Source organism: Kitasatospora sp. NPDC049285, assembly GCF_040678815.1.
Lineage (GTDB): Bacteria > Actinomycetota > Actinomycetes > Streptomycetales > Streptomycetaceae > Kitasatospora.
In genome coordinates this window covers 69,479-91,675 of sequence record NZ_JBFAQR010000012.1, presented here as the reverse complement: position 1 = coordinate 91,675, position 22,197 = coordinate 69,479, and the positions used below count along the sequence as shown (strand labels likewise).

The window sequence follows — 22,197 nt, the reverse complement described above, 5'->3', positions numbered from 1 at the left end:
AGCCGCCCGGGGAGCAACTCCTGCTCCCCGGGCGGTTTTTCGTCTACTCCCGACGGGTGAATCAGCAAACCCGGGCCCGGGACCCCGGCGTTGAACCCCCGGATGGTTCGTCGGCGAAAGGGCGTGCGCGTGGCGTGGGTGCAGAAGTCGGTGCTGTGGCGGGCGGCGTTGGCCGGGCTGGCGCTGGCCGCCGCGCTGGCCGGGAGCGGGGGCGTGGAACGGGAGTTGGCGCGGGCGGGCGCGGAGCGGGCGGTGGAGTGCCGGCAGCCCGCGGTCCCCTGCAACGCGCCGGACCGATGATCCGTCAATTCGGACGTATGACCGTTTAGTATCGCTCATACGGCGTAACTCGCCAATGTGGAGGAACCACCCGCCATCCCCTACGGTTCATCAGGCAGGAAACGGTGGCAGCACGCCCGAGGGGGAACTGATGGCCAGTCAGCAGGCCGATCGCGGCCGGGCGGTCCGCCGGGCGGTGGACTCCCCGGCGGCCGAGTGGTTCGGACTGGCGGTGCGGCTAGGCCTCGCGGTGGTGTGGGGCTGGGCGGGCTGGGCGAAGGTCTCCGACCCGGCCGAGGCGGCGCAGGCGGTGCGGGCGTACGAGATCCTCCCCGAGGCGCTGGTGAAGCCGGTCGGCTGGGGACTCCCCTTCCTGGAGCTGGCGTTGGCGCTGCTGCTGGTGCTCGGTCTGGGCACCCGGATCGTCGCGGTGATCTCGGCGGCGCTGCTGCTCGTGTTCATCGCCGGCATCTCCTCGGCGTGGGCCCGCGGCATCTCGATCGACTGCGGCTGCTTCGGCGGCGGCGGCGCGGTGGACGAGTCGCAGACCAAGTACCTGCAGGAGATCCTGCGCGACTCCGGGTTCCTGCTGCTGTCGGCGTGGCTGATCTACCGGCCCAGGACCAAGCTCTCGCTGGACGCCTGGCTGGCCGCCTGACGCCGCACGGCCGCTGACCACTGATCAGAAGAACCGAACCCCCAGGACTGGCAAGAGCACCCCATGAGCGACAAGAACCGAGAAGGCAAGCGCACCGCCCGCGAGCGGATGGCGCAGGAGCGCGCCGCCGAGCAGGCGCGGGCGAGCCGGAACAAGAAGCTGATCGTCGGCGGCACGGTGCTCGCGGTGATCGCGGCGGCCGTGGTGATCGGCGTGGTGGTGCAGAACCAGCGCTCCAAGCCGGAGACCCCGGCCGCGGCCCCGGCCGGCGCGATCGGCGACAAGAACCTGGTGATCCCGTCCGGCGCGAGCAACGCTCCCTCCACGCTGACCGTGTACGAGGACCCGCGCTGCCCGGCCTGCGGCAGCTTCGAGCGGACCTTCTCGCCCACCATCGACCAGCTGGAGGACGCCGGGAAGGTGGTCGTGAACTACCACATCGTCTCGTTCATCGACCGCTCGCTGGGCGGCAACGGCTCCAAGTACGGCGCCAACGCGCTCGCCTGCGCGCAGAACGCCGGGCACTTCCGGGACTACCACGACGTGCTGTACCGCAACCAGCCCGACGAGACCGAGGACTCCTTCGGCAACAAGCAGACCCTGATCACCCTGGCCAAGCAGGTGCCGGGCCTGGACACCCCCGAGTTCGAGAACTGCGTCAACTCCAACCAGTTCGGCGGCTGGGTCTCCGCGGTGCAGCAGGACTTCGACAAGTCCAGCTACAAGTCCACCCCGACGGTGCTGCTGAACGGCGAGCCGATCTACGCGAAGAAGGGCGACGAGCAGATCAGCCCGGAGAACCTGGTGAAGTGGGTCGACCAGGCCAACCAGGGCAAGCCGCTGGGCACCCCCGGCTCGCACGGCCAGAGCCCGGCGCCGTCGTCGACCGCCGCCGAGTCCAACACCCCGCCCTCGCCGTAGGGCGGGCCGGGACAGGAGTGACGCTTCCGTGACCCGCTCCGGTGCCGGTGTGCCGGGCGGGACACGGTAGCGTCGGCAGTGCCATGGATCTCGCATACATTCCGAGCCCGTCGCGGGGCGTCCTCTACCTGGGGCCCATCCCGCTGCGCGCCTACGCCTTCTGCATCATCATCGGTGTCGTCGTGGCCGTGTGGCTCGGCAGCAAGCGCTGGGTCGCCCGCGGCGGCGGCAAGCACACCGTCGGCGACATCGCGGTCTGGGCGGTGCCGTTCGGCCTGGTCGGCGGCCGCCTCTACCACGTCATCACCGACAACCAGCTGTACTTCGGCGAGGGCAAGCACCCGATCGACGCGCTGAAGATCTGGCAGGGCGGCCTCGGCATCTGGGGCGCCATCGCCCTCGGCGCCGTCGGCGCCTGGATCGGCGCCCGCCGCCGCGGCGTCCCGCTGCCCGCCTACGCCGACGCGATCGCCCCCGGCATCGCGCTCGCCCAGGCCTGCGGCCGCTGGGGCAACTGGTTCAACCAGGAGCTGTACGGCCGGCCCACCGACCTGCCGTGGGGCCTGAAGATCGACAAGACGCTGGAGGACGGCACCGTCGTGCACGGCGTCTACCAGCCGACCTTCCTCTACGAGTCGCTCTGGTGCGTCGGCGTCGCCCTGCTGGTGATCTGGGCCGACCGCCGCTTCACCCTCGGCCACGGCCGGGCCTTCGCGCTGTACGTCGCCGCCTACACCGTCGGCCGGTTCTGGACCGAGTGGCTGCGCATCGACGAGGCGCACCACTTCTTCGGCCTGCGGCTGAACGACTGGGTGGCGATCCTGGTCTTCGTCGGCGCGGTGGTCTACCTGGTGCTCTCCGCCCGGCTCCGCCCCGGCCGCGAGGACCCGGACGCGATCGACCCGCAGGCCACCCGTGAGCGGGCCGAGGCGAAGGCCGCCGAGGACGCGAAGGACGCGAAGGACGCCGAGCCCGCCGACGGGACGGCCGACGGGGCGCCGTCCGCCGATGTTCCGTCCGACACGCCCGCGGAGCCCGAGCAGGCCCCGCAGGAGGTCGCCCCGGAGACCTCGAAGGACTCCGAAAAGCCTTCCTGAGCAAGGAAGTTGAACCCCCGTTGGGGCCGTCCCCGCCGACTCGGCGGAGACGGCCCCAACTGCCTTTGGGCAGGCTAACTTTGCTGGAAATGCCCAGGTCAAGGGGTTACTTTCACAGGGTGAGCGCAGCCCTGCCGGTGCACGGCCAGGGGGGAGTCCGCCGTGTCCGGAAGGGGCAGCAACAGCCATGACCACGATCACCGCCGCACCGCAGACCGAGGGCCCGCAGCCGCGGATACCCGCCGAGGGCCACCACCGGGACGTCAACGGCGGCTGGCTGCGCCCGGCGGTGTTCGGCGCGATGGACGGCCTGGTCTCCAACTTCGCCCTGATGACCGGCGTGGCCGGCGGCGCCGCCGCGCCGGGCACCGTGGTGCTCACCGGCCTGGCCGGCCTGGCGGCCGGCGCCTTCTCGATGGCGGCGGGGGAGTACACCTCGGTGGCCTCCCAGCGCGAGCTGGTGGAGGCCGAGCTGGAGGCCGAGCGCCTCGAGCTCAAGCGCAACCCGCACGGCGAGCTCGCCGAACTGGCGCAGCTGTACATGGCCCGCGGCGTCGACGAGGAGCTGGCCCACGCGGTGGCCCGGCAGCTGTCCGCCGACCCGGACACCACGCTGGCGGTGCACGCCCGCGAGGAGCTGGGCGTCGACCCCGAGGACCTGCCCTCGCCGCTGGTCGCCGCCGGCTCCTCGTTCGCCTGCTTCGCGCTGGGCGCGCTGATCCCGGTGCTGCCCTACCTGCTGGGGGCGACCGCGCTGTGGCCGGCCGCGCTGCTGGCGGTGCTCGGCCTGTTCGGCTGCGGCGCGGTGGTGGCCCGGGTGACCGCGCGCAGCTGGTGGTACAGCGGACTGCGGCAGCTGGCGCTGGGCGGCTCGGCGGCCGGGGTGACCTACCTGCTCGGCCGGCTGATCGGCGGCGCGGTCGGCTGACCGGCGACCCGAACGGGCCTGTGGAATCACCCAGCGCACTGCATGGTTATGCCTTGGACCGGGTGACGTTCCACACATGGGCGGGCCCTGGTGCCTTGTCCTGGTCTCGACATCCGGCCGTCGACCCGCACATTCCCATCCCGGGTCGGCCCCCGGGAGCGGAATCGCAGGCCACCCCCGCGTCAGAGGTGTGCCGAGGGCGTTTCGCCCCTGTTTCGCCGGTCCGGGCGGAGGGCACACTGGAGGGGATGCGCGGCGCTGCGCGTCCCCCCATCCGCCCTGTGACCTGCGGATTGTGTCCGGGATATGGACGCAGGAATCCACTTCCCGGGATCTTGGGCATCATGTAACCTGCACGAAATCGCATCAGGGCCAACGTCGTCCCCGCTGCATCACGCACCAGCCAATGACGACGACGGGAGAGCCGATGCTGTCTGCATCCATGCACTCCGGCCACGGGAACGTGAAGGCCGCAGGCCCCTACGCCCTCGTTCCGGATGCGCGCCCTCTGGCCCAGGGTCTGTACGACCCGCGCAACGAGCACGACGCCTGTGGCGTCGGGTTCGTGGCCACGCTGACCGGCATCGCCGACCACAAGATCGTCGAGCAGGCGCTGACCGTGCTGCGCAACCTGGAGCACCGCGGCGCCACCGGCGCCGAGCCGGACTCCGGTGACGGTGCGGGCATCCTGACCCAGGTCCCGGACGCCTTCCTGCGCAGCAAGGTCGACTTCGAGCTCCCCGCGGCCGGCTCCTACGCCGTCGGCATCGCCTTCCTGCCCGACGAGGACGCGGCCGACGCCGCCGCCGTCGCGCAGATCGAGGCGATCGCCGCGCAGGAGGGCCTGACCGTCCTCGGCTGGCGCGACGTCCCGGTCACCCCCGACCTGCTGGGCGCCACCGCCCGCTCCGTCATGCCGCGCTTCCGCCAGGTCTTCGTGGGCCACGGCGAGCGCACCGGCATCGAGCTGGACCGGGTCGCGTTCGTGCTGCGCAAGCGCGCCGAGCGGGAGGCCGGGGTGTACTTCCCCTCGCTGTCCGCCCGCACCCTGGTCTACAAGGGCATGCTGACCACCGGCCAGCTGGAGCCCTTCTTCCCCGACCTGTCGGACCGGCTGTACGCCTCCGCGATCGGCCTGGTGCACTCGCGCTTCTCCACCAACACCTTCCCGAGCTGGCCGCTGGCCCACCCGTACCGCTTCGTCGCGCACAACGGCGAGATCAACACGGTCAAGGGCAACCGCAACTGGATGACCGCCCGGGAGTCCCAGCTCGCCACCGACCTGATCCCCGGCGACCTGAACCGGATCTTCCCGATCTGCACCCCGGACCACTCCGACTCCGCCTCCTTCGACGAGGTGCTGGAGCTGCTCCACCTGGGCGGCCGCTCGCTGCCGCACTCGGTGCTGATGATGATCCCGGAGGCGTGGGAGAACCACGCCACCATGGAGCCGGCCCGCCGCGCCTTCTACCAGTACCACTCCAACCTGATGGAGCCCTGGGACGGCCCGGCCAGCATCACCTTCACCGACGGCACCCAGATCGGCGCGGTCCTCGACCGCAACGGCCTGCGCCCGTCCCGGTACTGGGTCACCGAGGACGGCCTGGTCGTCCTCTCCTCCGAGGCCGGCGTGCTCGACATCGACCAGCAGAAGGTCGTCAAGAAGGGCCGCCTGCAGCCCGGCCGGATGTTCCTGGTGGACACCGCCGAGCACCGGATCGTCGAGGACGAGGAGATCAAGTCCGCCCTCGCCGCCGAGCACCCGTACGAGGAGTGGGTCGCCGCCGGGCAGATCCAGCTCGCCAAGCTCCCCGAGCGCGAGCACATCGCGCACACCCACGCCTCGGTGACGCGCCGTCAGCAGACCTTCGGCTACACCGAGGAGGAGCTGCGGGTCATCCTCGCGCCGATGGCCAAGACCGGCGGCGAGGCTCTCGGCTCGATGGGCACCGACTCGCCGATCGCCGCGCTCAGCGAGAAGCCGCGCCTGCTGTTCGACTACTTCACCCAGCTGTTCGCGCAGGTCACCAACCCGCCGCTGGACGCCATCCGGGAGGAGCTGGTCACCTCCCTGCACAGCAACCTCGGCCCCGAGGGCAACCTGCTGGACGCCTCCCCGGCGCACTGCCGCTCGGTCGGCATCACCTTCCCGGTGATCGACAACGACGAGCTGGCGAAGCTGATCCACGTCAACGCGGACGGCGACCAGCCCGGCCTGAAGGCCGTCACGCTGTCCGGCCTGTACAAGGTCGCGACCGGCGGCCAGGGCCTGGCGGCCCGGCTCGCCGAGATCGCCGCCGAGGCCGACGCGGCGATCGCCGACGGCGCCCGGATCATCGTGCTCTCCGACCGCCACTCGGACGCCGAGCACGCCCCGATCCCGTCGCTGCTGCTCACCTCGGCGATCCACCACCACCTGATCCGTACCAAGCAGCGCACCCAGGTGTCGCTGCTGGTCGAGGCCGGCGACGTCCGCGAGGTGCACCACGTCGCGCTGCTGATCGGCTACGGCGCCGGCGCGGTCAACCCGTACCTGGCCATGGAGTCGGTCGAGGACCTGGTCGCCCAGGGCGTGTTCGTCTCGAACATCGAGCCCGAGAAGGCGATCAAGAACCTGATCAAGGCGCTCGGCAAGGGCGTCCTGAAGGTGATGTCCAAGATGGGCATCTCCACCGTCGCCTCCTACCGCGGCGCGCAGGTCTTCGAGGCCATCGGCCTCGCCCAGGAGCTGGTGGACGCCTACTTCGCGGGCACCACCACCAAGCTCGGCGGCATCGGCCTGGAGCAGATCGCCAAGGAGACCGCCGCCCGCCACGCCAAGGCCTACCCGGCCTCCGGCATCGCCGCCGCGCACCGCGCGCTGGACATCGGCGGCGAGTACCAGTGGCGCCGCGAGGGCGAGCCGCACCTGTTCGACCCGGAGACGGTCTTCCGCCTCCAGCACTCGACCCGCACCAAGCGCTACGACGTCTTCAAGCAGTACACGGACCGGGTGAACGCCCAGTCCGAGCGCCTGATGACGCTGCGCGGCCTGTTCAAGCTGGACGGCCTCGGCCGGACCCCGATCTCCATCGACGAGGTCGAGCCGGTCTCCGAGATCGTCAAGCGGTTCTCCACCGGCGCGATGTCCTACGGCTCCATCTCGATGGAGGCGCACGAGACCCTCGCGATCGCGATGAACCGCCTCGGCGGCAAGTCCAACACCGGTGAGGGCGGCGAGGACCCGGAGCGCCTGTACGACCCGGAGCGCCGCTCGGCGATCAAGCAGGTCGCCTCCGGCCGGTTCGGCGTCACCTCCGAGTACCTGGTCAACGCGGACGACATCCAGATCAAGATGGCCCAGGGCGCCAAGCCCGGCGAGGGCGGCCAGCTGCCCGGCCACAAGGTCTACCCGTGGGTCGCGAAGACCCGGCACTCGACCCCGGGCGTGGGCCTGATCTCCCCGCCGCCGCACCACGACATCTACTCCATCGAGGACCTGGCTCAGCTGATCCACGACCTCAAGAACGCCAACCCGGACGCCCGCATCCACGTGAAGCTGGTCTCCGAGGTCGGTGTCGGCACGGTCGCCGCGGGCGTCTCCAAGGCGCACGCCGACGTGGTCCTGATCTCGGGCCACGACGGCGGCACCGGCGCCTCCCCGCTCACCTCGCTGAAGCACGCGGGCGGCCCCTGGGAGCTCGGCCTGGCCGAGACCCAGCAGACCCTGCTGCTGAACGGCCTGCGGGACCGGATCGTGGTCCAGACGGACGGCCAGCTGAAGACCGGCCGCGACGTGGTGATCGCCGCGCTGCTGGGCGCCGAGGAGTTCGGCTTCGCGACCGCCCCGCTGGTGGTCTCCGGCTGCATCATGATGCGGGTCTGCCACCTGGACACCTGCCCGGTCGGCGTCGCCACGCAGAACCCGGTGCTGCGCGAGCGGTTCTCCGGCAAGGCCGAGTTCGTGGTCAACTTCTTCGAGTTCATCGCCGAGGAGGTCCGCGAGATCCTCGCCGAGCTGGGCTTCCGCTCCATCGAGGAGGCCGTCGGCCACGCCGAGCACATCGACGCCGAGGCCGCGATCGACCACTGGAAGGCCGCCGGTCTCGACCTGGCCCCGCTGTTCCACGTCCCCGAGCTGCCCGAGGGCGCGGCCCTGTACCGCACCACCGAGCAGGACCACGCGCTGGACAAGGCCCTCGACAACCAGCTGATCGAGCTGGCCGAGGACGCCCTGGTGCGCGGCGAGGCCGTGCGCATCCAGCTGCCGATCCGCAACGTCAACCGCACGGTCGGCACCATGCTCGGCCACCAGGTGACCAAGCGGTACCGCGGTGAGGGCCTGCCCGAGGGCACCATCGACGTCACCTTCACCGGCTCGGCCGGCCAGTCCTTCGGCGCGTTCGTGCCGAACGGTGTGACGCTCCGCCTGGAGGGCGACGCCAACGACTACGTCGGCAAGGGCCTGTCCGGCGGCGTGCTCGTGGTCCGCCCGGCCCGGGACGCGGCCGCGATCGGCGCCGACGCGCAGAACCACGTGATCGCCGGCAACACCATCGGCTACGGCGCCACCTCCGGCCGCATCCACCTGCGCGGCAAGGCCGGCGAGCGTTTTGCGGTCCGCAACTCCGGTGCCACCCTGGTGGTGGAGGGCGTGGGCGACCACGGCCTGGAGTACATGACCGGCGGTCGGGTGCTGATCCTCGGCGAGACCGGCCGCAACCTGGCGGCGGGCATGTCCGGCGGCATCGCCTACGTGCTCGACCTGCGCCCGGCCAACGTGAACAGCGGCATGGTGGGCATCGAGGCCCCCAGCGCCGCCGACCGCGAGTGGCTGCGCGAGACCGTCCAGCAGCACTACGAGGAGACCGGCTCCACCGTCGCCGCCGAGCTCCTGGCCGACTGGGGCAGCGGGGTCTCCCGCTTCTCCAAGATCATGCCCACCGACTACAAGGCTGTGCTCGCCGCCAAGGACGCCGCTGAGCGCGATGGCCTCTCCGAGGTGGAGACCACTCGCAAGATGATGGAGGCGGCAAATGGCTGACCCCAAGGGCTTCCTGACCACGCCCAAGCAGCTGGCGGAGCGCCGTCCGGTGGACGTCCGGCTCCGTGACTGGAACGAGGTCTACGTCGAGCGCAGCCTCCTTCCGATCATCACCAAGCAGGCCGGCCGCTGCATGGACTGCGGCATCCCGTTCTGCCACAACGGCTGCCCGCTCGGGAACCTGATCCCCGAGTGGAACGACCTCGCCTACCGGGACGACTGGTCCGGCGCGATCGAGCGGCTGCACGCGACCAACAACTTCCCGGAGTTCACCGGCCGCCTGTGCCCGGCTCCCTGCGAGTCGGCCTGCGTGCTGGGGATCAACCAGGACGCGGTGACCATCAAGAACGTCGAGGTCACCATCATCGACAAGGCCTGGGACCGCGGCGGGGTCACCCCGCAGGTCCCGGAGCGGCTGTCCGGCAAGACCGTCGCCGTGGTCGGCTCCGGCCCGGCCGGCCTGGCCGTCGCCCAGCAGCTCACCCGGGCCGGGCACACCGTGGTGGTGTACGAGCGCGCGGACCGGATCGGCGGCCTGCTGCGGTACGGCATCCCCGAGTTCAAGATGGAGAAGCGCCACATCAACCGCCGCATCGAGCAGATGCGCGCGGAGGGCACCCGGTTCCGCACCGGCGTGCACGTGGGCGAGGACATCACCGGCCAGGACCTGCGCTCGCGCTTCGACGCCGTGGTGGTCGCGGCCGGCGCCACCACCGCGCGCGACCTGCCCGTCCCCGGGCGGGAGTTGAACGGTGTCCACCAGGCGATGGAGTACCTGCCGCTGGCCAACAAGGTCCAGGAGGGCGACTACGTCGACTCCCCGATCTCGGCCAAGGGCAAGCACGTCGTGGTGATCGGCGGCGGCGACACCGGCGCGGACTGCGTCGGCACCGCGCACCGCCAGGGCGCCGCGTCGGTGACCCAGCTGGAGATCATGCCGCAGCCGTCGGAGGCCCGGCCGGCCGGCCAGCCCTGGCCGACCATGCCGATGACGTACAAGGTGACCTCGGCGCACGAGGAGGGCGGTGAGCGGATCTACTCCGTCTCCACCACCCACTTCGCCGGCGACGAGGACGGCAACGTCCAGGAACTGCACCTGGTCGAGGTCGAGTTCAAGAACGGCAAGTTCGAGCCGGTGCCGGGCAGCGAGCGGGCCATCCCGGCCCAGCTGGTCACCCTGGCGATGGGCTTCACCGGAACCGACGTTCGCAACGGCCTGGTCGAGCAGCTGGGCGTCGAGCTGGACGCCCGCGGCAACATCGCGCGGGACGGCAAGTTCGGCACCAACGTCGATGGGGTGTACGTTTGCGGTGACGCCGGCCGCGGTCAGTCGCTGATCGTCTGGGCGATCGCCGAAGGCCGCTCCGCCGCCGCGGCGGTCGACAAGTACCTGGGCGGGAAGACCCCTCTCCCCGCCCCGATCAAGCCGACCGACCGGCCGCTGGTGGTCTGACCGACCGCCGGCCCACGAACGCCTGTCCCCCGCGACCGCAAGTTCGCGGGGGCCCGGCCGACAAACACCGACCCGCCAGAGCCGCCGGGCCCGGTCATGACGGCGCCTGCCCACTCCCCGACCAGGTAAGGGCAGGCGCCGAAGTCTTTTCCGGCGCGGTGCCATTCCCGCGCCGGGTCCTTTTCCGGCCACCGGCCGATTCGGTGCGAACAGTCGACACGCGTCGCATTACAACGGCTTGGCCAAAAGCGCTCAGGATCTCGCGGAGTGTCGCCACGCAGTGGCAGACTGCATCCCACGGGGTCCAACTGTCGTTCTTGGGCGGAGGTTTGCATGACGGGCCTGCCGACGGGCAGCGGAGCGACCGCGCGCCGTATCCAACTGGGTGCCCAGTTGAGGCGGCTGCGCGAGGCCCGTGGCGTGACCCGGGAGGACGCGGGGTACTCGATCCGCGCCTCGGAGTCCAAGATCAGCCGGATGGAGCTCGGCCGGGTCGGCTTCAAGCAGCGCGACGTCGCGGACCTGCTGACCCTGTACGGCGTGCAGGACGAGGAGTCCCGCGCCGCCCTGCTCGGCCTGGTCGGCGAGACCAACGCCCCGGCCTGGTGGCACGGCTACGGCGACGTGATCCCGCAGTGGTTCCAGACGTACCTCAACCTGGAGGACGCGGCGAACCTGGTGCGCAGCTACGAGGTGCAGTTCGTGCCCGGGCTGCTGCAGACCCCCGAGTACGTGCACGCGGTGATGCGGGCCGGCAGCCCGGGCGTGCCCGAGGAGGAGATCGAGCGGCGGGCCGCGGTGCGGCTGCGCCGCCAGGTGCGGTTCCTGGCCGAGGGGACGACCGCCCGGCTGGAGCTGATCGTCGACGAGACGGCGCTGCGGCGGCCGCGCGGCGGGCCCGAGGTGATGCGCGGTCAGCTGGCCCGGCTGGCCGAGCTGTCGCTGCGCGAGACCATCAGCCTGCGGGTGCTGCCGCTCGGGATGGGCGCGCTGGCCGCGGACAGCGGGGCGTTCACGGTGCTGGCCTTCCCCGAGCCGGACCTCTCCGACGTGGTGTACGTGGAGCAGTTCACCACGGCGATGTACCTCGACAAGGCGGTCGAGGTGGCCGAGTACAACGCCGCGCTGGAGAAGGTGTCGGCGGCGGCGCTGTCCGAGGAAGAGACCCGGGCGCTTCTGGCGGAGATCCTCCAAGAGGACTAGTACGCAATTAAGATGATGATCCGTCAGAAGGCGACAGTGCCTCTTGAGGTGACAGTCCCGAAGGGATCATCGGATGTCCTTGATCACGGAACTCGCCCAGCAGTACATCGACGGCCAGTGGCGGCCGGGCACCGGCTCCTGGGACATCGTCGACCTCGACCCGTACACCGGTGAGAAGCTCGCCTCGTTCACGGTGGCCACGGCGGACGAGGTCGACCAGGCGTACCGGGCCGCCGAGCGCGCGCAGAAGGTGTGGGCGCGGCAGAGCCCGTACGAGCGGCGGCTGGTGTTCGAGCGGGCGCTGCGGGTGATCGAGCAGCGCGAGGCGGAGATCCTCCAGGTGATGACCGTCGAGCTGGGCGGGACGCTGCTCAAGTCGGCGTTCGAACTCGGGCTCTGCCGGGACATGCTGCGCGAGTCGATGGCGCTGGCGATGCGCGCCGAGGGGAAGATCCTGCCCTCGCCGGTGCCCGGCAAGGAGAACCGCCTGTACCGGCTGCCGGTCGGCGTGGTCGGCGTGATCAGCCCGTTCAACGCTCCGGTGTTCCTCTCGCTGAAGGCGGTCGCCCCGGCGCTCGCGCTCGGCAACGGCGTGGTGCTGAAGCCGCACCAGGACGCCCCGGTCAGCGGCGGCACCCTGCTGGCGAAGATCTTCGAGGAGGCCGGGCTGCCGGCCGGCCTGCTGAACGTGGTGCTCACCGACATCGCCGAGATCGGTGACGCCTTCCTCGAGCACCCCGTGCCCAAGGTGATCTCCTTCACCGGCTCGGACGCCGTCGGCCGGCACGTGGCGACCGTCGCCGCGAGCCACTTCAAGCGCACCGTCCTGGAGTTGGGCGGCAACAGCGCCCTGGTGGTGCTGGACGACGCGGATGTGGACTACGCGGTGGACGCGGCGGTGGCCAGCCGGTTCCTGCACCAGGGCCAGATCTGCATGGCCGCCAACCGGATCCTGGTGGACCGCAGCCTGTTCGCCGAGTTCAGCGAGAAGTTCACCGCCAAGGTGTCCTCGCTGCGGGCCGGCGACCCCGGCGAGCCGGAGACCCAGCTCGGCCCGCTGATCAACACCGCCCAGGCCGAGTCGGTCACCGCCGAGGTCGCCAGGGCCATCGCGGCCGGCGCCCGCCCGCTGCTGCACGGCAGCACCGTGGGCACCCTGGTGCACCCCACCGTGCTCACCGACATCCCCGAGGACGCGCCGATCCTGCGCCGCGAGGTGTTCGGCCCGGTGGCGCTGCTGATCCCGTTCGACGGCGAGGAGGAGGCCGTGCGGATCGCCAACGACACGCCCTTCGGCCTCTCCGGCGCCGTGCACACCGCGGACGTCGAGCGCGGCGTCCGGTTCGCCCAGCGGATCGACACCGGCATGGTCCACGTCAACGACGGCACCATCGCGGACGAACCGCTGGTCCCGTTCGGCGGCGAGAAGAACTCCGGCATCGGCCGGCTGGGCGGCGAGGCCACCGTCGACGCCTTCACCACGCTGAAGTGGATATCCATCCAGCACGAGCGGTCCCAGTTCCCGTTCTGACGCAGCCCGTTCTGACGCACCCCTTCCGACGCACCCCCGGCAGTACACCGACGCCCCTCCGGCGGACCGGTCGCAGCGGCTTCCGCTGGTCGATCGTCCAGCGCCGGAGGGGCGTTCTGGTAGGGCGCACCACTGCCGGGCGGGGCCGGGGGATTGCTTGACTCACCTGTTCTCCGAACCCCAGCCCGCGGCGCGGCGGTTGATCGACCTCCAGCGGTTCGGCTGGCCCCCGCTGACCCCGACCCCGGACGGCGGGCTGGAGCTCGCCGCGACCTGCACCATCGCCGAACTCTCCCGCCACGCACGGCAGTCGCCGAGTGCGGCGGCGGGCCTGGTGGAGCAGTGCTGCCGGGCCTTCCTGGCGTCCTGGAAGATCTGGAACGCGGCCACGGTCGGCGGCAACCTGTGCAACGGGCTGCCCGCCGAGGTACGGGCGGCCTACCGGGAGCGGCTGCTCGGGCCGCTCGCCGGGCACGAGGCCCTGCTGGCGACCCTGGCGGCGTTCCTGCGCCACGACGCCTCCTGGACCCGCACCGCCGAGGCGCTGCACGTCCACGTGAACACCGTGCACTACCGGATCCGCCGGATCGAGGAGCTCACCGGCCGCGACCTGCTCCGGCTGGACGCCCGGCTCGACCTGTCCGCCGCCCTGTGCTGCGTCGGCGCCTGACCACGCGTCAGGGGCCGTCCCGGGCGCGGCGGTCGCACCCGGAACGGCCCCTGCGGGAACGCGTTCACCCGCGGCATCGGCTCAAGGCGCCGGCCGCGCCGGAGGTCAGAACAGCGGAACGCCCTGGCGGACCAGGCGCCAGCCGCCGTTGCCGTAGAACTCGGTCGGGTCGATGACGCCCTTGGCCTTCACCCAGGCGATCATCGTGTTGCGGATCTCGTCCGAGTTGGCCCAGATCTGCTGCGCCTTGGCGACGTGCGGGAAGTTGCCGCCGCCGTTGGCACGGTAGTTGTTGACCGCGAGGACGAACTGCGCGGCCGGGTCGACCGGGGCGCCCTGGTACGACAGGCCGACGATCCGGCTGCCGACCGGCTGCGAGATGTCGATGTCGTAGGTCAGGCCGTAGATCGAGTCGTAGTTGTAGTCGGGGGTGTTGTTCGCCTGGTTGGTCAGGGTGTCCAGGTTGATCGGGTCACCGGGGGCCAGCTGGGCGTAGTACTTGGCGGAGAACTCCAGGTAGTCCTTCAGCTGGGCACCCGTCAGGAGACGGGCCTCCAGGGTGTTCTCGTAGATGTACAGGCCGGCCGCGTCGCGCAGCTTGACCTCGCCGGCCGGGATCACCGCGGTGCGGTTGAACGGCGCGGCCTGGGCGACCACCGGCAGCTTGGCGTACTGGCCGCCGGCCAGCGCGGTGCGGACGGCGTCGGCCTGGATGCGGCCGATCAGGTCGATGATCGGGGTGTCCTTGAAACGGGACTCCGCGATCGAGAGCGTCTCCTTGCAGGTGCCGATGACCTGGTTGACGTAGGCGACGACCTTCTTGTGCTGGGCGTCGATCAGCTTCACGATCTTCGGGTCGTCGGCGACGGTGTTGCTGTTCAGCACCCGCGAGGTGACCGAGGAGACGGTCCACTGGCCGCGAGCGAACTCCACCTCGAAGTCGAAGCAGGACAGGCGCTGGGCCCAGCACAGCGGCTCGGAGAGGACGACGGTCTTCCCGGTCTTCTGGTTGGTGATCAGCCGCTGCGCCACCTCCTTGTGGGTGTGGCCGACCAGCACCGCGTCGATGCCGGGGACGGTGACGGCCATCTCGCCGGAGGCGTCCTCGGGCCAGGGCAGCTGGTCGCCGTAGGAGGAGGGCTCGTCGATGCCGGAGTGGGCGGAGACCACCACCACGTCGGCGCCGGCCGCCTTCATCCGCGGCACGTACTTGGCGGCCATCTCGACGATGCCGGGGAAGATCATCTGGCCCTGCACGTTGGCCTTGTCCCAGATCGCGATGCCGGGGTTGGTCAGGCCCAGGATGCCCACCCGCAGCGGCCGGCCGTGGCCGAGGTGCATCTCCTTGATGACGTACGGCGGGAAGGCCGGCTTCTCGTTCTTGGCGAACAGCGCGTTGGCGCCCAGCAGCGGGAACTCCAACTGCTCCTCGAAGGCGCGGACGGTGGAGATGCCGTAGTTGAACTCGTGGTTGCCGAGCGCGGCGGCGTCGTAGCCGATGGCGTTCATCGCCTCGGCCATCGGGTGGCGCGGCGGGCGCTTGCCGGTGATCGGCTCGACCCGGGCGTAGTAGTAGGTGAGCTGGGTGCCCTGGATGATGTCGCCGGCGTCGATCAGCAGGGTGTGGCAGTGGCCCTTCTCGGCGCGGACCTGGTCCACCAGGGTGGAGATCTTGGCCAGGCCGACGTCGTTGTGCGCCTTGTCGTCGTACTCGGCGTCGGTGAAGTAGTCCCAGTTGAGCACCCGGCCGTGCAGGTCGGTGGTGCCCATCACGGTGAAGCTCGCCTTGAACGGGACCGGGCCCCGGCCGCGGGCCTCGTCCTGGTCGGCCTCCGCCGCGGAGGCGGGCGTCGCGGTCGCGGTGGTGATGCCGCCGACGAGGGCGGCCCCGGCCGCGGTGGCGGCGGAGCGGGTGACGAAGTCACGGCGGTTCAGGGACATCGAGGACTCCAGATCGAACAGGCGGGCCGTCAGCTGCGGCCGGTGGCACGGGCGATGACGTTACGGCAGCACGGTGACGCGCGTAGAGAAACGCGCGTAGAAGTCTGCCGGTTAATTCCGCCGCAGACCAGCCCCCCGACGTTTCCATCAGATGAGCACTGGGCGACCCGTCCGTGACGGGGCACCGCTCGGCCCGATCCGCTCGTACACGCTTCCGTCAACCCCCGCGGTATCGGGCCGTTCATCGAATCTTTCGCCAACTGCCATGGCAGAGCAGCCTGGAGCGTTCTGGCTACGCCCCGGTAATGCCTAGGCTTCTGAGCCATGCGCCGAGCAAAAATCGTCTGTACTCTCGGGCCTGCCGCGGATTCGTACGACCAGATCAAGGCCCTGGTCGACGCCGGCATGGACATCGCCCGACTCAATCTCAGCCACGGCTCCCAGCACGAGCACGAGGAGCGCTACCACCGGGTCCGCAAGGCCGCCGACGAGACCGGCCGCAGTGTCGGCATCCTCGCCGACCTGCAGGGCCCCAAGATCCGGCTGGCCACCTTCGCCGACGGACCGGTCCTGCTGGAACGCGGCGACGAGTTCACCATCACCGTGGAGGACGTCCCGGGTGACCGGGAGATCTGCGGAACCACCTACAAGGGCCTGGCCGCCGACGTGTCGCGCGGCGAGCGGATCCTGGTCGACGACGGCCGGGTCTGCCTGGAGGTCACCCACGTGGAGGGCCCCCGGGTCCACTGCATCGTCATCGAAGGCGGCCTGGTCTCCGACCACAAGGGCCTCAACCTGCCCGGAGTCGCCGTCTCCGTGCCCGCGCTGTCCGACAAGGACGTCGACGACCTGCGCTGGGCCGTACGGACCGGTGCCGACCTGATCGCGCTGTCGTTCGTGCGCAGCGCCCGGGACATCGAGGAGGTGCACCGGGTGATGGACGAGGAGGGCCGCCGGATCCCGGTCATCGCCAAGATCGAGAAGCCGCAGGCGGTGGAGAACCTCGCCGAGATCGTCGACGCCTTCGACGGCCTGATGGTCGCCCGCGGCGACCTGGGCGTCGAACTCCCGCTGGAGGAGGTGCCGATCGTCCAGAAGCGCGCGGTCAAGCTGGCCAAGCGCAACGCCAAGCCGGTGATCGTCGCCACCCAGATGCTGGACTCGATGATCAACGCCTCCCGGCCGACCCGGGCCGAGGCCTCCGACGTCGCCAACGCGGTGTTCGACGGCACCGACGCGGTGATGCTCTCCGGCGAGACCTCGGTGGGCAAGTACCCGGTGGAGACGGTCCGGACGATGGCCCGGATCGTCGAGGCCGCCGAGACCGACATCCTGGCCGCCGGCCTGCCGCCGCTGACCGAGAGCAGCAAGCCGCGCACCCAGGGCGGCGCGGTGGCCCGTGCCGCCGCCGAGATCGGCGACTTCCTGGACGCCAAGTACCTGGTCGCCTTCACCCAGAGCGGCGACACCGCCCGCCGGCTGACCCGCTACCGCTCGCCGATCCCGGTCCTGGCCTTCACCTACGAGCCCGCGGTGCGCAGCCAGTTGGCGCTGACCTGGGGCGTGGAGACCTTCCTCGGCCCGTTCGTGCCCACCACCGACGAGCTGGTCGCCCAGGTGGACGCCGCGCTGCTCAGCCTCGGCCGCTGCCGGCCCGGCGACATCGTGGTGATCACCGCGGGCTCCCCGCCCGGCCTGGCCGGCTCCACCAACCTGGTCCGCGTGCACCACGTGGGTACCGTCAACTAGCCGATGCCGGAAGGCATCTGACGGTCCGTCGAGCAGGCCTCCTGTCCGACGGGCCGTCAGCCGGGCCGGTGGTCAGACCGTCAGCACGATCTTGCCGCGCAGGTGCCCGTGCTCGCTGATCCGGTGCGCCTCGGCGGCCTCCGCCAGCGGCAGCACCCGGTGCAGCGGCAGCCGCAGGGTGCCCGCCTCGTGCAGCGCCAGCACGGCCGCGAAGGCCCGCGCGTGGTACGACTCGCCGCCCTCGCCGCCGCCGGTGAACCGGACGCCGTACTGGTGGCCGCCCGCGGCGTCCGCGATCGTCACCACCCGGTCCGCGCCGCCGGTCAGTTCGATCGACAGCGGCAGCACCCCGCCCTGCCCGGCGGCGTCCACCGCCCGGTCCACCCCGCCCGGGGCGGCCGCCCGCACCCGCTCCGCCAGGCCCTCCCCGTACGCCACCGGGATCGCGCCGAGCTCGCGCAGGTAGTCGTGGTTGGCCTCGCTCGCGGTGCCCACCACGGTGATCCCGCGGGCCCGGGCGAACTGCAGCAGCAGCGTGCCGACCCCGCCGGCCGCGCCGTGCACCAGCAGCGTCTCGCCGGGCCGCGCCCCCAGGACGTCCAGGACCCGCTCGGAGGTCTCCGCCGCCACCGGCAGCGCGGCGGCCTCCGCCCAGCCCAGCGAGGCCGGCTTGCGGACCAGCGCGGCGGCGTCCACCAGCGCGTGCTCGGCGTACCCGCCGCCGACCGTGCCGCCGAACACCTCGTCACCGGGCGCGAAGCCGGTGACGCCCGCGCCGACCGCCTCCACCGTGCCGGCCACCTCGTAGCCCGGCACGAACGGGAACGCGACCGCGAAGACGCCGTCCAGCGCGCCGCTGCGCAGCTTGTGGTCGAGCGGGTTGACGCCCGCCGCGCGGACCGCCACCCGCACCTGGCCGGGACCGGGGGCGGGCAGCTCGACGTCGACGGGGCGCAGCACGTCGACGCCGCCGTAGTGCGGGAAGGCGATGGCCTTGGTCATGGGAACGTCCTTGGGATCGAGGAGGGTTGGGCCTTGCGACAGCTCCATCCTGCGACCTGTCCGGCCCCGCCCCGGCCCGCCTTTCGGACGGTTCGACCTGGCCGAACGGACAGGCCGGCGACCGGTGCGGCGGGGTTAGGCTGGTCGGCATGGACGAGAGCTGGCAGGAGCACTGGGGCCGACCCGAGGACGCGCTGGCCAGGGCGGTCGAGGTGCTGCGCACCCCGCGCCCGGGCCTGCTGCCGCGGGTGTCGGAGGCGGTCGGCACGCTCGTCCCGCACCAGGCGGCGGCCCAGCTCAGCGGCGTCTGCGTGTTCTCCCCGACCAACGTCACCGGCCCGGCCGCGCTCACCGAGGGCATCGGCGCCGTGGAACTCTCCCAGCTCGGCGAGCTGGCGGCCGGCGCGGCCGAGCGGAGCGGCGAGCGCCGGCCCTGGCAGGGCGAGGCCGAACTCGCGGGCCACACCCGGCCGGTGGTGGTGGTCAGCGCCGACCCCGGCCACGGCAAGGGCGCCGTGCTGGTGCTGATCCGGGCCGACGCCACGCCGGTCGCCGCGGGCGCGCTCGCCGTCCTGCAACGCCTGTGGGACCTGGTGGTCGCCCACTCCGACCACCGCGCCACCGACGCCGCCCCCACCCAGACCGCCGTCTCCCGGGTCACCGCCAACGCCCGGGCCCGGGCCATCGCCGAGTCCACCGGAGCGCACAGCGCCGCCCTCGCCGCGATCCTGGCCCCGCTGCGCTCCGCCGACCTGGACGACGGCGCCGCCCGCCGCGCCGCCACCGAACTCGCCGTCACCGCCCTGCTCGACCTGCGCCGCGGGGCCGAACTGGACCGCACGCTCAGCGAGGAGCCCGCCGACGCCGCCTTCGCCCGGCTGGCCCGCGAACTGCGGCCGCTGCTCCGGCACACCCGGGTCCGGATGGACGCCGTCCCCCCGGTGGAGGGCGACCGGACCGTCGCGGCCGACACCGCGCACACCGCCCGGGACGCCGTCCGGGCGGCCGTCCTGCTGATGCTCGACCAGGAGAAGCCCACCCGGCTGCACGTGAGCTGGCAGTTCACCCCGGACGCGACGCTGCGCGCCGTGGTCCGCGCCGACGGTCTCGGCCTGCTCGCCGCCGACGCGCTCACCGTCCACCGCACCGCCGACCGGATCGCCGCGCTCGGCGGCCGGCACACCGTCGAGGCGGTGCCCGGCTGGGGCACCACCGTCACCGTCGACCTGCCGCCGGCCCCGCCCGGCCCCGGCCTCGCCACCGACCCGCTGGACGGCCTCCAGCCGCGCGAGCTGGAGGTGCTGGGCCAGCTCGCCCGCGGCCGCCGCAACCGGGAGATCGCCGCGGCGCTGCACATCAGCGAGTCCACGGTGAAGTTCCACGTGGCCAACATCCTGGCCAAACTCGGCGTCGGCTCCCGCGGCGAGGCGGCCGCGCTGGCCCACCGCGCCGGACTGCCGCACGGCGTGGCCGGACTCTCCGCGGCCTCCTGATCCGGCAACCGGCGGGACACCGGAAGGTTCGCCAACTACCCTTTCCCTGTAGCGACTTCACCGCCAGGACGCGGCCTCGTCCCGGATCCGTCACGGACCGGTCCGGCCGGTCCGCGGGTGGGTACCGTCCTGCCGACGGCGTCGTAACCCACACACCCCGAGCGGCGCCGAGGGAGGGAACCCCGCGATGAACAGCAGCACTCCGCGCCCGGCCAGACGCTCCGTCAAGGCGGCCGCCGCCGTCGCCGCCGCCGTCCTGGTCGCCGCGCTCGCCACCGCCTGCGACCCGTCGGACACCCCGGCGCCGGCCGCGTCCACCGCCGCCGCCAAGGGCACCGCCCCCACCGCCAGCGCCCCGGCGGTCGCCCCCACCGCGCCGACCTCCGTGCAGGTCGGCAAGACCGTCTGGTGGGGCGGCCTCAAGTTCGAGGTCAAGGACGCCAGTTACGCCGCCGGCCCGAACGGCGACTACACCGTGACGCTGAACACCAACGTCACCAACACCTTCAAGACCACCGCCATCCACTACTGGCCGAGCCTCGCCCTCGACCTGTCCGGCAGCCCGGTCACCGGCGACCTGGGCACCGCCGCCCCGCCGGTCCCCGGCGCCACCAACCCGCTACCGGTCACCTTCAAGGGCAACGTCGACCCCAAGCACCCGTTCAGCTTCGACGGCGCCTCCTTCGTCCTCGGCGACCCGGGCGTCGCCCAGGCGGTCGCCCCGCTCGGCAAGGGCGGCCGGACGGCGGTCACCCTCAAGCCGGTCGACCTCAAGCTCGCCGGGAACTCCATCACCTCCGGCCGGCTCACCCTCGACCTCAAGTACGCCCAGCTGCGCGCCGACTTCGGCGACGGCAACGGCGTCACCACCCTCAAGCCCGGCCAGCGCGCCGTCCTGGTGGTCTTCGACATGAAGGGCAACGTCGGCCCGGCCGGCATGGCCGTCGACGGCTCCTTCCTGCGCCTCAAGCTCCCCAACGGCCAGGAGGTCGGCCCCACCGTCGCCCCCATCGAGGCGATCTACCCCGACCGCCCCACCCGCCAGGACATGGCCGCCTGGTTCGTCTTCAACGGCGCCACCGACGGCGACTACACGCTCTCCGTCACCGACGCCCCGGGCGCCGCCGCCCCGGTCAAGCTCACCGCCGCCGCGGTCGCCGACAGCGGCCCGCTCGCCTGATCCCGAACCATCGTCAGTACCTCGCCCGGGCGCGTCCACCGCGCCCGGGCACACGCAGTAACGGGGGGAACCACCATGCACCGACAGTTCACCGCCACCGCCGCGATACTCGCCGCCGCCCTGCTCGCGGCCGGCTGCGCCGCGCCGTCCGCCGACCGCGCCGACTCCAAGGTCCCGAGTACTCGTCAGCTGCCGTTCCTGACCCAGAAGGTGACGGTCAACAGGACGGCGTGGTTCGCCGGCGAGGCCTACCGGGTCACCGACCTGACCGTCACCGCCCAGCCCGACGGCCGCAACCAGGTCACCCTGGTCGTGCAGGCCACCACCGGCTTCCCGTTCAGCGTGATCGGGGACCAGCCGCACCTCAGCCTGGAGGCCGACGGCCTCGCCGTGGCCGACCTCGGCAAACCGATGATGTCCGGCTCCGGGGGCATGACCACGACCACCACCTTCAAGGCCAAGGACGTCGGCCTGGACGGGAAGCCGCTCGATGCGGACGGCCTCACGCTGGTGCTCACCGCGCCCGGCCTGGTCCGTGCCGTGATCCCGCTCGGCGCGCCGCAGCCGGGCGTCACCGAGCTGCTGGAGCCCATCGCGCTGAAGCCCTCCGCCGCCACGCTGGAGACCGGCCGCTACCGGCTGGCCCAGGCGGCCGCCCAGCTGCGCCAGGACTGCACCGGCAGCCCGGACGCGGTGCACCAGCTGGGTGGCAGCAGCCCCGACGGCATCGACCACGGCAGCCGGGCACTGGACGCGCTGAAGCCCGGTCAGCACTCCGTCGTGGTCTGGTTCGACGCCCCGCCCGGCACCACCCCCGACGGCCTCGACCTGCACCTCACCCTGCCCGACGGCCGCCGGATCGCCCCGAGCACCCCGCCGGTCGTGCTCGACTACCAGGGCCGCCACGACGCGGTGAACCTGTCCGCCTGGTTCGACTTCTACGGCGGCACCACCGGCGTCTACACCCTCGAGGCCGCGGACCGCGGCGCCCCTCCGGCCACCCTGACCCTGCACGAGGCCCCCACCGACGGGGGCTCCCCGACCCAGGCACCGGTGTGACGGAGGTGAG

Annotated in this window: 16 protein-coding genes and 1 pseudogene; 15 read left to right on the top strand and 2 right to left on the bottom strand. The window is 72.0% G+C overall.

Going from position 1 to position 22,197, the window contains the following annotated elements; genetic code table 11:
- Nucleotides 1–129: 129 nt before the first annotated feature.
- From AB0K51_RS11310 to AB0K51_RS11260, 11 genes and pseudogenes are all read left to right on the top strand, one after another.
- Entirely contained in the window at nucleotides 130–300 is a 171-nt protein-coding gene (locus AB0K51_RS11310) for a hypothetical protein (RefSeq protein ID WP_363453043.1), read from the top strand.
- 130 nt (nucleotides 301–430) lie between these two features.
- Nucleotides 431–937 carry a MauE/DoxX family redox-associated membrane protein gene (locus AB0K51_RS11305; protein WP_363453041.1) on the top strand — a complete coding sequence of 169 codons (507 nt, stop codon included), beginning with the start codon at nucleotides 431–433 and terminating at the stop codon, nucleotides 935–937.
- A gap of 63 nt (nucleotides 938–1,000) precedes the next feature.
- Nucleotides 1,001–1,858, top strand: a complete 858-nt coding sequence (locus tag AB0K51_RS11300) for a thioredoxin domain-containing protein (protein ID WP_363453039.1) — start codon at nucleotides 1,001–1,003, stop codon at nucleotides 1,856–1,858.
- Between the two features lie 83 nt (nucleotides 1,859–1,941).
- Complete coding sequence (gene lgt, locus AB0K51_RS11295) at nucleotides 1,942–2,955, top strand: prolipoprotein diacylglyceryl transferase (RefSeq protein ID WP_363453037.1); 1,014 nt, start codon at nucleotides 1,942–1,944, stop codon at nucleotides 2,953–2,955.
- 187 nt (nucleotides 2,956–3,142) lie between these two features.
- Nucleotides 3,143–3,883 (top strand): VIT1/CCC1 transporter family protein, encoded by a 741-nt coding sequence (locus tag AB0K51_RS11290; protein ID WP_363453035.1) that lies wholly within the window; start codon nucleotides 3,143–3,145, stop codon nucleotides 3,881–3,883.
- A gap of 442 nt (nucleotides 3,884–4,325) precedes the next feature.
- On the top strand, nucleotides 4,326–8,906 hold the full coding sequence (gltB, locus tag AB0K51_RS11285; RefSeq protein ID WP_363453135.1) for a glutamate synthase large subunit: 4,581 nt from the start codon (nucleotides 4,326–4,328) through the stop codon (nucleotides 8,904–8,906).
- Nucleotides 8,899–10,359 (top strand): glutamate synthase subunit beta, encoded by a 1,461-nt coding sequence (locus AB0K51_RS11280; protein ID WP_363453033.1) that lies wholly within the window; start codon nucleotides 8,899–8,901, stop codon nucleotides 10,357–10,359. Before gltB ends, AB0K51_RS11280 begins: the two co-directional genes overlap by 8 nt.
- 333 nt (nucleotides 10,360–10,692) lie before the next feature.
- Nucleotides 10,693–11,562 carry a helix-turn-helix transcriptional regulator gene (locus AB0K51_RS11275; RefSeq protein ID WP_363453031.1) on the top strand — a complete coding sequence of 290 codons (870 nt, stop codon included), beginning with the start codon at nucleotides 10,693–10,695 and terminating at the stop codon, nucleotides 11,560–11,562.
- A 73-nt stretch (nucleotides 11,563–11,635) separates the two neighbouring features.
- Nucleotides 11,636–13,093, top strand: coding sequence for an aldehyde dehydrogenase family protein (locus AB0K51_RS11270; RefSeq protein WP_363453029.1), 1,458 nt, complete (start codon nucleotides 11,636–11,638; stop codon nucleotides 13,091–13,093).
- A 160-nt stretch (nucleotides 13,094–13,253) separates the two neighbouring features.
- Nucleotides 13,254–13,517, top strand: a pseudogene (locus AB0K51_RS11265) (FAD-binding molybdopterin dehydrogenase); the annotation flags it as partial.
- On the top strand, nucleotides 13,497–13,763 hold the full coding sequence (locus tag AB0K51_RS11260) for a helix-turn-helix domain-containing protein (RefSeq protein ID WP_363453133.1): 267 nt from the start codon (nucleotides 13,497–13,499) through the stop codon (nucleotides 13,761–13,763). The pseudogene AB0K51_RS11265 and the gene AB0K51_RS11260, both read left to right, overlap by 21 nt.
- Before the next feature lie 105 nt (nucleotides 13,764–13,868).
- Here the strand turns inward: AB0K51_RS11260 and AB0K51_RS11255 are convergent, their stop codons facing one another.
- Nucleotides 13,869–15,704, bottom strand: a complete 1,836-nt coding sequence (locus AB0K51_RS11255) for a 5'-nucleotidase C-terminal domain-containing protein (RefSeq protein WP_363453027.1) — start codon at nucleotides 15,702–15,704, stop codon at nucleotides 13,869–13,871.
- 324 nt (nucleotides 15,705–16,028) lie between these two features.
- Between AB0K51_RS11255 and pyk the strand changes: the two genes are divergently transcribed.
- Nucleotides 16,029–17,453, top strand: a complete 1,425-nt coding sequence (pyk, locus tag AB0K51_RS11250; protein ID WP_363453025.1) for a pyruvate kinase — start codon at nucleotides 16,029–16,031, stop codon at nucleotides 17,451–17,453.
- A gap of 72 nt (nucleotides 17,454–17,525) precedes the next feature.
- On the opposite strand, the gene AB0K51_RS11245 is transcribed toward pyk, so the two are convergent.
- The gene (locus tag AB0K51_RS11245) at nucleotides 17,526–18,455 is read right to left on the bottom strand and encodes an NADP-dependent oxidoreductase (RefSeq protein ID WP_363453023.1); all 930 of its coding nucleotides are present in this window, start codon (nucleotides 18,453–18,455) and stop codon (nucleotides 17,526–17,528) included.
- A 149-nt stretch (nucleotides 18,456–18,604) separates the two neighbouring features.
- On the opposite strand from AB0K51_RS11245, the gene AB0K51_RS11240 reads away from it, so the two are divergent.
- From AB0K51_RS11240 to AB0K51_RS11230, 3 genes are all read left to right on the top strand, one after another.
- The gene (locus tag AB0K51_RS11240) at nucleotides 18,605–19,948 is read left to right on the top strand and encodes a helix-turn-helix transcriptional regulator (RefSeq protein WP_363453021.1); all 1,344 of its coding nucleotides are present in this window, start codon (nucleotides 18,605–18,607) and stop codon (nucleotides 19,946–19,948) included.
- 187 nt (nucleotides 19,949–20,135) lie between these two features.
- Entirely contained in the window at nucleotides 20,136–21,128 is a 993-nt protein-coding gene (locus AB0K51_RS11235) for a hypothetical protein (RefSeq protein ID WP_363453019.1), read from the top strand.
- Between the two features lie 75 nt (nucleotides 21,129–21,203).
- Nucleotides 21,204–22,187, top strand: a complete 984-nt coding sequence (locus AB0K51_RS11230) for a hypothetical protein (protein ID WP_363453017.1) — start codon at nucleotides 21,204–21,206, stop codon at nucleotides 22,185–22,187.
- Nucleotides 22,188–22,197 lie beyond the last annotated feature (10 nt).